The organism is Clostridium sp. DSM 8431 (assembly GCF_900116755.1).
Taxonomy (GTDB): domain Bacteria; phylum Bacillota; class Clostridia; order Clostridiales; family Clostridiaceae; genus Clostridium.
The window spans coordinates 1-12,930 of the sequence record NZ_FPBY01000102.1 but is presented as its reverse complement, the minus strand read 5'-3'; the positions used below and the strand labels follow the sequence as shown (position 1 = coordinate 12,930).

The following is a 12,930-nucleotide window of genomic DNA, read 5'->3' as shown; positions in this document are numbered from 1 at the left end:
GGGACATTTGGAATAATAAAATGGAATAGATCTTACAAAAGGTTGTTTAGACGAGGACTTGATAATGTAATTCTTGAGCTCACATTGATTTCTTGTGGTTATAATCTTTATAAATATAATAATAAATTAAACCGTGAAATGCTCGTTGCATAAAAATTACTTTGATTTTTTTATTTATAACGAGACGTTTATTAAGTGAACCCATTTTTAAAAATTAAAGATGAAAAAATATAAGTATATGAAAAAAACAACCATACAAGCTTTTGAGCTAGTATGGTCGTTTGATTTTTAGGACTTTTTTTACAGCCCCTTTTATTATCTATAGAATTCCTGAGTTGCATAAACTCTGTTTCCAACTTTATATACTCCAACTCCAATACTTGAGAAATTAGTTGATAAAATATTAGCTCTATGTCCAGATGAGTTCATCCAATTTGTCATAAACTGACTTGCTAAGGCTTCAGCATCAGACACACCTGATATATATGCTATATTTTCTCCCCAAGCATTATAAGATACACCATCATTTTGCATTTTAGCTGTTATTAAGTTACCACTTAAATCTTTATGATCAAAATAATTATTATCTCCCATATCTTGAGACTTAATTCTAGCATACTTTTGCATAGTTGTATTATATGATAACTGACCCAAGCCATTTTTAGCTCTCTCTTCATTTACCTTATTATATATACTTTGCTCAACTTGTGCTATAAAAGCATCACTAGCTTCAGCTTTTTGCGTATTACTTTTATTAGTCTTATTATCATTTGACTCAGTATTTACTTTTTTAGTTACCTCTTCTTGTTTTGAGGTTTCCTTCTTTGGACCATCCTCTACTAAACTTGTCCCATTATTGCTGCTACTATTATCATTAGTATTGACATTATTAGCATCCTCTTGAACCTTAGTAGTTTCATTTAACTGAGCATCATTTACCTTTTCAGAATCATTAATCTTTTCTTCATTAACGCTTATATCTTCATTAATATTATTTGAAGTATTTTCTGAAGGTAATACCTCTTCTTTCAATTCAGCATTATCTTCCTTAAGATTAGTATCCTCATTAATATTACAATCCTTTTGACTTACCTCTATTACTTTAGAAGGTGTATTATTATTGTTATTACTATTGTTATGTACTACTGTAGCTCCTGTTCCACCCATAAATAGTACTGATATAATCATGGCAATTAATTTAGTTTTCATTGTACCACTCCTTTTTATTTTTTCGAACAAGATAGCTTGTCCAATATCTTATTATAGTTTCAAGTACTTTTTACTCATTAACTATCGCCAGATATAGTTATAACATAATAATGCAATCAATTTAAGAGTAGTCCTTTACCTCTATATCTATAAAATTCTATATAAACCTTTCTTTATTAAAATCAATTAGATTAAGGCCTATATTTTCGTCATAAATTCTTCCTATATACCCATTAATTTTATGAATAAATATTTCACAAGTTGCACTTATTTTAGCTTCATTTAAGTGACCTCCAAAACATTTTCCTTCTTCATTTCCAAGTGTTGCATGAATATGAAGATATACTTCACCATTTTTAACTGATATATTTCCTGTTAAATTTGTTATTTCTAATGCTTCATCAAAAGTATTTGCATAATATTTCTTTTCTTCAACATTATAAACTCCAACAACTGCATGGTCACAAGCTCCAAGAGCTTGGATTGTACCTGCTGTAATATTTTCCTTTTCACATACTTCCTTTATGCTTTCTAATACTTCTTCTCCTTTTTCAAGTCTTATAGCTACTGTATCTCCAAAAGTTTTATATATCATATTAAAACACCTCTTCTTATGTTATAGTTTTTCTATACAAGCATTAAGTCCACTTAAAGCTTCTTTATCATTTTTATCTATTAATAGAACCTTAGAATAATCCTCTTTAGCCTTTTCATATTCATTAAGTTCTTCATAGCATACTGCTCTATTAAATAGTGCATCTGTATTCTCTTCATCAAAAGATAATATTTTTGTATAGTCTAAAATTGCTTTATCATATTGACCTGACTTTTCATAGCATACTGCTCTACATGAGTACACTTCTTCATCTTCATCATCTAAGTCTATTGCCATACTATAATCTAATAAAGCTTCATCATACTTTCCTAAAGCTTCAAAGCATAATCCTCTATTATAATAAAAGTCAGCTTCATGAGTATTTAGCTCTATAGCTTTTGTAAAATCTTCTATAGCTTTATCATACATCTCTATATTCTCATATGCAATAGCTCTATTATAATAAACATCTTCATTAGATTCATTAATTTCTATAGCCTTATCATAATCTTCAATAGCTCTCTTATATTCTCCTAAATTTTCATAAGATAAACCCCTGTTGTTGTAAGCTTCATCATAATAAGGATAGATATCTATAGCCTTAGTAAAATCATCTACAGCTTTTTCATACTTCCCTATTTCATCAAAAAGAATTCCTCTTTCATTATAGTTTTCTTCATTTTCTGGATCCAACTGAATTTTATTTGTAAGCTCTTCTATTTCTGAAGCATTTTTAGTTTCAATTTTAACCTTATTATTGTTATATTCATTTATATTTTTAAACTCCATATTATCCTCCTTCGATTCTGCTATTTTTAAGTAATTATAACACTGTATATTTATATATTTCTACATACCCAAAAAAAAATACCCCTTATAGTATTTTTATACTATAAAGAGTATTATTTTTAATTTAAGCAGCTTTACTTATTGCTTCATCCTTTCCAAATAACTTTTTAAAGCATGATTTAGCAACCATAAACCCTAAAGACATTAAAAGTACAGCTAGTATTAATTGCAAACCATCAGTTAAGAATACAAAACCTCCTGTTACAAATATCTTCTTTACTATATTTAAAATAGCTTGTACTAATGCAGTAAATGTTACAGAAAGCATTACAAACATAGGAACATAAAGCATAAAGCCTTTTCTTCCTGTAGTCTTTAAAAATACTGCAAGCGCTATTAATACTAAGGCTGATAATAATTGATTAGCAGATCCAAATAAAGCCCATACATTATTGTATCCACCTAAAGATAATACTAATCCTAAACCTAAAGTTATTATTGTAGAGAAATATTTATTAGTCATTAACTTAGTAAATGAAGTCATTTCCTTTTCATCATCCATAAAGAACTCTTGAAATGACATTCTTCCTATACGTCCAACAGAATCTAAAGATGTTAAAGCTAAAGCTGATACACACATTGTCATAAAGCATGTAGCAATATGTTCTGAGATACCTATTTTACCTAAGAATCCTGCAATAGCTGCTGCAAATATTGAAAATGGTGTTCCTTCAGGAAGCTTTCCTCCTGTTGCAGCTGACCCAACTGCCACAAGTGCAATAACACCAATTAATGATTCTACAACCATAGCTCCATATCCTATGCCTAGCATATCTTTTTCATTTTGAACCTGCTTTGATGAAGTTCCAGAAGAAACAAGACTATGAAATCCTGAAACAGCTCCACAAGCTATAGTTACAAATAATGTTGGGAATAACATCTTACCATTTACCTCAAAACCATTAAATGCATTTAGATTCATTGAAGGCTGAGCTACTAATACTCCAAGTACAGCACCTACAACCATTGCTAAAAGTAAAAATGTACTTAAATAATCTCTTGGTTGCATAAGAAGCCACATTGGCATAATAGCAGCACAAAATAAATATACAAAAACAACTGCAGTCCAAGTTGTTTTAGTTGCAAATATAGGACAAGCAATACCTAAAGCTAACATTCCAAATAATAAAATAATTCCTATTACTGCTTCAAGACCTTGCGAAGGTTTCTTGTACTTTATAAATAATCCAAAAAGCATTGCTACTACTATAAATAACATTGATATTGATGCTGCTGCCGCATTAGGTACTTGTTTACTTCCATCTGCTGCAAAGCCACAGAAAGTTGTTGAAACCATATCTGCAAAAGCTGCTATAACTAATAAAGAAAAAATCCATGAAAATAATAAAAATAACTTCTTTCCTTTTTTACCTATATACTGTTCAATAATACATCCTATGGACTTACCATCATTTTTTACTGATGCATAAAGTGCTCCAAAATCATGAACAGCTCCAAAGAATATACCTCCAACTAAAATCCAAGCAAGAACTGGTCCCCAACCAAACATAGCTGCTATAATTGGTCCTGTTACAGGTCCTGCTCCAGCAATTGAAGAAAATTGATGAGAAAAAACTACTGATTTTGGAGTTGGTATATAATCTTCACCATCCTCATATACATATGCAGGTGTCTTTGCCTTAGGGTCAATTCCCCAATTATTAGCAAGCCATCTACCATAAACTAAATATGCTGCCCCAAGCACTACTATGGCTAATAACACCATTACTAATCCATTCATTATAAATGCCCCCTATTTTATTTTTTTACACAATAAAAATACAATTAGACATTTTTTGACTAAATTGTATTTTATTAATAAATAATACTCCCAGTAATTTTTATTGTCAATTTTTTCATGCATTTTTATTAATCCCAAATTTTAAAAGGTTTACCAAAATTAATTTATCACTTATCATAGTTTTTTTTGTCACTAATATTAATATATAAATTTACAAATTTACTTCATAATATATGACTTCTTGAAACATTATAAAAAGTGCCTTATTATTTATATAGTAATTAATAAAACTAATATATCTCCCAGAGACAATAACTATGGAGGAAAAAAATGAATTACATAATTTTTGATTTAGAATTTAATCAGAAACATCCTGATAACAAAGATATAGCTACACCTAAATTAACCTTCGAAATCCTTCAAATAGGAGCAATAAAATTAGACAAAAACTTTAATACTATAGGAGAATTTAACGGACTAGTAAAACCTACAGTATATTCTACAATTCATCCTTATGTTGAAAAGCTTACTGATATCACAATTGATAAAGTTAACTCCTGCAATAAATTTCCTCAGGTTTTCAATGACTTTTTAGATTTTATAGGTGATGAAAACTATACATTTGTAGTTTGGGGAAGCGGTGATCTTCGTGAATTATATAGAAATATAGTCTTTCACAATATACCTAAAGAAAATTTCAACTTTAAGTATATAGACATCCAAAGTTATGCATCCACTTATTTTAAGTATAAAAAAGGAAATAGAATAGGTTTGAAAACAGCTATAGACATGCTAGAAATAAAATCTTTAAAAACCTTTCATAACGCGTTAAATGATGCCTTTTATACAGCAGAGATATTTAAGGTTTTATATAATGATAAAATCAAAGTAAAAGCCTATAAAGTATCACCTGAGAGAAAAAGACTAAAGCCAAAAAGCAAAGTAGATACCTCAGCTTTATTTTATCAATTTGAAAAAATATTAAAAAAGAAATTAACTCCTGAAGAAAAGGAACTAATCAAATTAGCATATATAATGGGAAAAACACATCAATTTATTAAAAAAAATTAAAAAGGTAAAAGGCAAGAAAAACCTGCCTTTTACCTTTTAGTTAATAATCTTGTTAAAATAGCCATTATTTTCTATGTTGTGCACATAACTTATAGGATATACAAAATTTTTATTTAAAATAATTTTTTTAATTGAATCATTAACCTCTTTATTTTTATATTTCAATAAGTATTCCAAACACATTCCCCAAATACATTGAAAATCATTTTTTCTTAAAATATCAAAGCATAATTTCTTTGCCTTCTCCTTATCATATATAGTCATATAATAAAAAATTTCTTTAATTTCATCTATTGGTTCCTTACTATTAAACTTAAATATATTATTAATTTTTTTATCTGAAATATCTATAGGCTTTCTAACTGCTGCAATAGCTCTAAAGTCTGGAAATACTCCTTTAGATCTTCCTAATTCCACCTTACTATATAATTTATCTGTAAATTCATATTTTTTTTGAGATACATTTTTGATTTTATAACTTTTTTCACGTCTTTTAATGACTAAACATTTTAATTTTTTTCCTTCTAAATATGCAGCAGTAGCTTTATGATGGCCATCTAACAGTAATGCCATAAAACCTCTTAATTCTATTGCTATGCCAACTATTTTTTCACCTTTTCTTATTTTATCCCTATAATACTCAACTCTATCTAAATCAATGGAGCTAATTCTTTGAGAAGGTACTAAAAAACTTGGAACCCCCTTTACATATCTTCCTCTATAATATAAATCAGCAGCTGCTTCATAGTAATGTCCAATCATACTAGAATTCCAAAAATCATCCTTTTCACCATCTGTAGGTATCATTTCAACTTCTTTAAGTTCATATTCTCCATCCTCTAATAAGCTTAATATAGATTTTATTTTGTTAAACCCATCTTCCAGTCCATTTATATCAATATTTACATTTAACTTTTCTTTAATTGATGTGCTCACTTCACTTCTTCCACTTAGGGTTTTTATTATTGATGAACACATGGGAGATCTTATTCCACTAAGCTCTACTAAAGGAACGTCATCTAATAATACTACTTTTCTTTCAAAATTATTTTCAACATTAAATATATCTTCTTTAAGTTTTTTATATCCATTTCTCACTTCAAAAACAATTGCATTATCTATAGTTATATTGACTTTTCTTATTATTTCCTCTCGTTTCATAATTTTCTCCTTATTTCTTTTTTATTTCTTTCCTCTATTATATCACAACTTTGCAATTTATTACATATTTGCTACATTTTGTATAAAATAGTTTATTTTTCTTGTTTTATTTTTCTATCTTTTTTCATATATAATGACATAAAAAATATAGCTGATATACAAAGATTATGTATATCAGCTATATATGGATATATCTACTATTTATTTTTTAATCCTAAGGCTTTTCTAATAAAGCTGTTTTTCTTAACTTTGTATGGTATTTTAACCTTGCACATCATTCCTGGATGTGGACATTCGTCAATAGCTTCTCCTTCTTCATTAAAAAGTTCAACTACTTCAAATTCTTCACCTGTTAATCCTGGAGATAATATTTCTAACTTATCTCCTTTAACAAACTTGTTTCTTTGTTTGCAAGTTGCTATTTGAGTTTCTTCATCATAATCATAAACAATAGCAACAACATCATATTCTCTTACATGATTATTTGTATCATATATTAATCCTTCTTCCTTAGGTTCATTAAAGAAGAAACCAGTATGGTATTTTCTATGACTAACTTTAAACATTTCTTCTCTTAACTCTTCAGGCAACTTATAGTTTTCTGGATCTTCAAAATATAAGTCTATTGCTTTTCTATAGGCATTAACAACTACTGCTACATAATATTCACTTTTGTTTCTTCCTTCAATTTTTAATGAAGAAACTCCAAGTTCCATAAGTTCTGGAATATGTTCTATCATACATAAATCCTTAGAATTCATTATATATGTACCATGTTCATCTTCTTCTATAGGGAAATATTCTCCTTCTCTCTTTTCTTCCATAAGTGTATATTTCCATCTACATGATTGTGCACATGTTCCTCTGTTAGAATCTCTTCCAGCCATAGCACTTGATAATAAGCATCTACCAGAATAAGATATACACATAGAACCATGAACAAATATTTCTATTTCTAAATCCTCTGGAATTCTATCTTCTATTTGCTTAATTTCTTCTAAGGAACATTCTCTTGCTAAAACTACACGTTCTGCTCCAAGTTCTCTCCACATATTACATGCTTCATAGTTTATTGTATTAGCTTGAGTACTTATGTGAATTGGTAAATTTGTATGCTTCTTAACTACTGAAAATACTCCAAGGTCTGAAACTAATACTGCATCTACACCAGCCTCTTCTAACTCTTTAAGAAATGCTGGTAGTTTATCTAACTCGTTATTTCTTGGCATTACGTTAACAGTACAGTAAATCTTCTTACCTAATTCGTGAGCAATTCTAGCTCCTTCTTTTATATCTTCATATGTAAAGTTTTTTGATGCTGCTCTTAATGAGAATAATTGACCACCAAAATAAACAGCGTCAGCTCCATATTCAAAAGCTATCTTTAATTTTTCTAAATTACCAGCTGGTGCTAATAGTTCAGGTTTCTTTAAATTTTTTTTCATATCCTTCTTCCTCACGTTCTAATATTTTTATTTTTTATTATATTATTAGTCAATGAAACTAGCATATCTTCATTTTCTTTAAAACTTCATTCTTAATATAGCTTATAGTTTTTTCTTCCCCAGATTCTGCAAGCATATTAAGTAAAAATTCTAATTCTTTTCTTGTTTCATCATGAAGCACATAATAATTTTTTCCATGATTGTAATATTCTAATGCACTTCTATCTGTATATTTTTCTTTTTGATAGTTCTTAGATGCACACATTCTATCAATAAACATTTCAACTACATAATTAACAGGCATTCTCATACCTTTAAGCCCTTCATTTGGGTCCATTGTATAATCAATCCAATATTCAAAATGATGTTTATTTCTTCCTTTATGATGAAGCCATGCACTTGAATATTCCTCTTTTTGTTTTTGAACAAAATTAGGGCTACGATATCCTTGATAATATTTTGCTCCTGGCAAAAACTCTACTAAAGAATACTTTGAAAGGTCATGTAAAAGTCCTTGCTTATATAATCCAACTTTAAAACAATATCTCATTACAAGTATCTTATGATTAGTTATAGTTTTAAAATGATTAATGAAATTCATACTCCCCATCCATTTCTATATTATTTTACAACTAAAATAATATCATCTTTTAAATATAAAAAAAAGTGGCTTGCGCCACCATTATTATTGGGAAATTTTTATAAATATATTACTTACTCATAGCCTTTGATTTTTCTATACACTTAGTAGTAGCTGAAATAACGGCATTTCTCATTCCAAGTCTTTCAAGTTCAGCAACAGCTTCTATAGTAGTTCCTGCTGGAGATGTTACTTGATCCTTTAAAACTCCTGGATGTAATCCTGTTTCTAAAACCATCTTAGCTGATCCTAATACTGACTGAGCTGCAAATTTATAAGCTTGATCTCTCTTCATTCCACCTAAAACAGCTGCATCTGCTAAAGCTTCAATAAACATATAAACATAAGCAGGTGATGAACCACTTACTCCTGTAACTGCATCCATTAAGTTTTCAGCTACAACTTCACATTTTCCAAAACTATTAAATATTGCTTTAATATCATCTAGTTCTTTATCTGTTATATTTTCTGCTGGAGATATAGCTGACATAGCTTCACCAACTAAAGCAGGTGTATTAGGCATAGTTTTTACTATCTTGACATCTTTACCAAAAAGATTATGTACTTCATTAATAGATTTTCCTGCTGCTATTACAACTATTATTACATCATCTTTAACTAGATTCTTTATCTCTTCAATTACCTTTGCATACATTACAGGCTTAACTGATAAAAATAAAATATCTGATTTAGACGCAACTTCCTTATTATCTGTAGTTATACTTATTCCATACTTTTCTTTTAATATATTTAACTTTTCTTCATGTGGGTTAGAAGCTATTACTTTATCAGCTGAAACTAATTTTGAAGTCACTATTCCACCAATCATTGCTCTTGCCATATTTCCGCTTCCAATAAATCCTATTACTTTATCCATTTTTTCCTCCTCTATTTTCCATTTTATTTCCTTATGATTCATTTTAATCCTAAAAATCATAAACATCAATATGAATTTTAGCTTTCATAATAACAAAAAAAAATACTGCAGAACTAAATTTTTAATCAGTCCTGTAGCATTTAACTATTCAACTCTTTCTGCAATATTAGTTGAATGGTCTCCTATTCTTTCTAAATTACTTATTAAATCTAAGAAAATAGCACTTACATTAGCATTACATACTTTCTTATTTAATCTTGTAATATTATTTTCTCTAAGAATCTTTTCGTACTTATCAATTCTTGATTCTATTTCTTTAACTTTAGCAGCCGCTTCAACATCTTTATTGCTGTATGCTTCTATTGCTACAGATACAGCTTCTAAAGTTTTATTATACATTTTAATAAGTTCTTCTCTAGCTTCACCTTCTATTGAAATTTTACCTTTTTGCTTTTCAATAGCAAGTTCTATTATATTTTTTGAATGATCTCCAATTCTTTCTATGTCATTAATCACATGGAAAGTAACACTTAATATTCTACTATCTTCTTCTGGTAATTCATGAGATGATAATAATACTAGGTAATTTGTTATTTCTCTTTCTAATGTATTTATTATCTCTTCATTGCTATACACCTTTTTCACAGCTTCTTCATCATCTTCTAATAAAGCTTTCATTGCAAGTTCAAGGTTAGTCTTTGCTAAATTACCCATTCTTACAGTTTCTTTAAACACTTGTACAGTTGCTACTATTGGTGTTTCAAGTAACTTTTTATCTAAGTACATTGCACCAGTATTTTCACCTTCATCTTCACCTGGTATTATCTTGTTTACTAACATAACTAAATACTTAGCTAAAGGAAGTAATATTACTGTTACAACTATATTAAAGAATGTATGAGCATTTGCTACTTGTCTTGCAACATCATTAGGATTTATATCTTGAACAAAGTCAATTAAAATCCCCATAAATGGAATAAATATAATTACACCTATTACATTAAATAAAAGATGTATAAGAGCAGCTTTCTTTGCTGTCTTTCCTGATCCAACAGATGCTAAAAGCGCTGTAACGCAGCTTCCTATATTACCACCAAATATTACTGGAAGTGCTACATCCATTGTAATAGCTCCTGAAGTAGCTAATGCTACTAAAACTCCAGTAGTAACTGATGAACTTTGTGTTAAGGCTGTCATAACAAATCCTACTAATACACCTAGTATAACGTTATTTCCTATAACACCAATAACATCTTTAAACATTTCTGATTCTCCAAGAGGTTTCATAGCTGTAGACATTGTACTTATTCCTAAAAATAGAATACCAAATCCTAATGCAATATATGCAATATCTTTTGTTCTTTTTTTCTTTGAAATTAAAACCATAATAGCTCCAATTCCAATAAATAAAGGAGCAATTGCATCAAGTTTAAACGATACTAACTGTGCTGTTATTGTTGTTCCTATGTTAGCTCCCATTATAACACCAGCAGCTTGCATTAATGTCATAAGACCTGCATTTACAAAACTTACAACCATTACTGTTGTTGCTCCAGAACTTTGAATTGCTGCTGTTACTAAAGCACCTACACATACGCCCATTAATCGATTACTTGTGATCTTTTCTAAAATTCCTTTTAGTTTTTCTCCTGCTGCATTTTCTAGACCGTCACTCATTAGCTTCATTCCAAATAAGAATAGCCCTAAGCCTCCAATTAATTCAGCAACTATATTGAAGATATTCATATTTTTTTCTCTCCCTTGATCTAAATTTCATCTATATACATGTGACTTTTTTCTAACAGTATTATTTTATTATATTTTTTTATGATTTTAATGTTTTTAACTTACTTTTAACATACTTTTAACTTATATATACTACTTTTATGTTTATTCAAACTTAATTAAATGTATTATATAGATGAAATTCTTTTCTTAAGTTTTTTATTACAAGTTAACTTATAAAGTACTACTTAAATTTAAAGTAAATTAATACATTTATAATAATACCAAAGAAATAGTTATCATGCTATAGTCATTATAATGAATATTATGTTTATTTTTTGTATATTTACATCATTAACCTTAATTTATTTTTTTATTCATCTTTATACAATTTTTTTAAAAGGCTAATTTCTTTTGCATATCCTTCAAGATCATTTGGAGTTTCTAAGAAAATAGGGATATTTTTTAATTTAGGATGATTAATAATCCTACCAAAAGCTTCAATCCCAATAAATCCTTCTCCTATTTTTTCATGTCTATCTTTATGACTATTAAATGAATTTTTACTATCATTTAAATGAATAGCATATAATTTATCTAATCCTATTATTTTATCAAATTCTTCTAGCACTCCATCTAAATCATTTACTATGTCATATCCAGCATCATAAACATGGCATGTATCCAAGCAAACTCCTAAATGCTCCTTTAACTTTACTTTATCTATTATTTCAGCTATTTCATCAAAAGTTCTTCCAACCTCTGTTCCCTTACCTGACATTGTCTCAAGTAAAATTTTAGTTGTTTGGTTTGGCTTTATAACTTCATTTAACATTTCTACTATATAATTTATACCTACTTCTACTCCCTGTTTAACATGGCTTCCAGGATGAAAATTATAAAGGTTTCCTGGAATATACTCCATTCTAATTAAATCATCCTTCATCATTTCTTTTGCAAAATCTCTTGTTTTTTCATCTGCTGAACATGCATTTAATGTATAAGGTGCATGAGCTAAAACTTTAGAAAAATTATTGTCATTCATTAGTTTTAAAAGGGCATCTACATCCTTTTTATCTATTTCTTTTGCCTTACCACCCCTAGGATTTCTCGTAAAAAATTGAAAGGTATTTGCTCCAATTTCTAAAGCTTCCTTTCCCATATTTTCAAATCCTTTTGTAATTGATAAATGGCATCCTATATTTAACATTTTCATCCTCCGGTTTTATATAAAATTTATTTCAAAGATATTATATCGCTTTTAAAACAAAAAAATAAGACCAGCTAATAATAGTCAAGTAAATTTTAAAAAATAATATTTTTTAAAAAAGGGTATAGCAAACAAACCATTTGTAAAACACGAATGGTTACAAAAAATGTAAATCAATTAAGCGGCACTATTTTGAGAAGTATTTTCTAAAAACATTTGTTTATGTATTTTAGGATTTCGTAACTCAAATGGAGTTTGGTTTCGAAGTACTGCAAAGATATAATTTATTAATTTGTGCATTATAGCAACTAAAGCAACTTTAGCTTTTTTGCCTTGCAAATTAACTTTATAGTATTCTAATAAAACGCCATTAATAGGAGTTCCATTACGAGTACATCTAATAGAAG

General features: G+C 28.5%; 12 protein-coding genes and 1 pseudogene. 2 read left to right on the top strand and 11 right to left on the bottom strand.

Going from position 1 to position 12,930, the window contains the following annotated elements; all coding sequences use genetic code 11:
- Nucleotides 1–12 precede the first annotated feature (12 nt).
- Complete coding sequence (locus tag BM384_RS18645) at nucleotides 13–153, top strand: hypothetical protein (RefSeq protein WP_347455062.1); 141 nt, start codon at nucleotides 13–15, stop codon at nucleotides 151–153.
- Between the two features lie 162 nt (nucleotides 154–315).
- Here the strand turns inward: BM384_RS18645 and BM384_RS11100 are convergent, their stop codons facing one another.
- The 4 genes from BM384_RS11100 to BM384_RS11085 form a co-directional block, all read right to left on the bottom strand.
- Nucleotides 316–1,209, bottom strand: coding sequence for a CAP domain-containing protein (locus tag BM384_RS11100; RefSeq protein WP_242946017.1), 894 nt, complete (start codon nucleotides 1,207–1,209; stop codon nucleotides 316–318).
- 157 nt (nucleotides 1,210–1,366) lie between these two features.
- A complete protein-coding gene (locus BM384_RS11095; RefSeq protein WP_090013644.1) occupies nucleotides 1,367–1,804 on the bottom strand; it encodes a PPC domain-containing DNA-binding protein in 438 nt (145 codons plus the stop codon).
- A 21-nt stretch (nucleotides 1,805–1,825) separates the two neighbouring features.
- Complete coding sequence (locus BM384_RS11090) at nucleotides 1,826–2,593, bottom strand: tetratricopeptide repeat protein (protein ID WP_090013643.1); 768 nt, start codon at nucleotides 2,591–2,593, stop codon at nucleotides 1,826–1,828.
- A gap of 124 nt (nucleotides 2,594–2,717) precedes the next feature.
- Nucleotides 2,718–4,394 carry a carbon starvation CstA family protein gene (locus tag BM384_RS11085; RefSeq protein WP_090013641.1) on the bottom strand — a complete coding sequence of 559 codons (1,677 nt, stop codon included), beginning with the start codon at nucleotides 4,392–4,394 and terminating at the stop codon, nucleotides 2,718–2,720.
- A gap of 330 nt (nucleotides 4,395–4,724) precedes the next feature.
- On the opposite strand from BM384_RS11085, the gene BM384_RS11080 reads away from it, so the two are divergent.
- Nucleotides 4,725–5,465 (top strand): 3'-5' exonuclease, encoded by a 741-nt coding sequence (locus BM384_RS11080; RefSeq protein WP_090013639.1) that lies wholly within the window; start codon nucleotides 4,725–4,727, stop codon nucleotides 5,463–5,465.
- Nucleotides 5,466–5,501: 36 nt separating this feature from the next.
- Here BM384_RS11080 and BM384_RS11075 read toward each other — a convergent pair whose 3' ends face one another.
- The 7 genes and pseudogenes from BM384_RS11075 to BM384_RS11045 form a co-directional block, all read right to left on the bottom strand.
- Nucleotides 5,502–6,626, bottom strand: a complete 1,125-nt coding sequence (locus tag BM384_RS11075; RefSeq protein WP_090013638.1) for a hypothetical protein — start codon at nucleotides 6,624–6,626, stop codon at nucleotides 5,502–5,504.
- A gap of 197 nt (nucleotides 6,627–6,823) precedes the next feature.
- Nucleotides 6,824–8,071: a peptidase U32 family protein gene (locus BM384_RS11070; RefSeq protein WP_090013636.1), complete on the bottom strand. Its 1,248-nt coding sequence runs from the start codon at nucleotides 8,069–8,071 to the stop codon at nucleotides 6,824–6,826.
- 58 nt (nucleotides 8,072–8,129) lie between these two features.
- Nucleotides 8,130–8,672, bottom strand: coding sequence for a DUF5662 family protein (locus BM384_RS11065; protein WP_090013635.1), 543 nt, complete (start codon nucleotides 8,670–8,672; stop codon nucleotides 8,130–8,132).
- A 109-nt stretch (nucleotides 8,673–8,781) separates the two neighbouring features.
- Nucleotides 8,782–9,588: a pyrroline-5-carboxylate reductase gene (gene proC / locus BM384_RS11060; protein WP_090013633.1), complete on the bottom strand. Its 807-nt coding sequence runs from the start codon at nucleotides 9,586–9,588 to the stop codon at nucleotides 8,782–8,784.
- A 144-nt stretch (nucleotides 9,589–9,732) separates the two neighbouring features.
- Nucleotides 9,733–11,334, bottom strand: coding sequence for a Na/Pi cotransporter family protein (locus tag BM384_RS11055; RefSeq protein WP_090013632.1), 1,602 nt, complete (start codon nucleotides 11,332–11,334; stop codon nucleotides 9,733–9,735).
- 352 nt (nucleotides 11,335–11,686) lie between these two features.
- The gene (locus BM384_RS11050; protein WP_090013630.1) at nucleotides 11,687–12,523 is read right to left on the bottom strand and encodes a deoxyribonuclease IV; all 837 of its coding nucleotides are present in this window, start codon (nucleotides 12,521–12,523) and stop codon (nucleotides 11,687–11,689) included.
- A 177-nt stretch (nucleotides 12,524–12,700) separates the two neighbouring features.
- A pseudogene (locus BM384_RS11045) lies at nucleotides 12,701–12,930 on the bottom strand (IS110 family transposase); the annotation flags it as partial.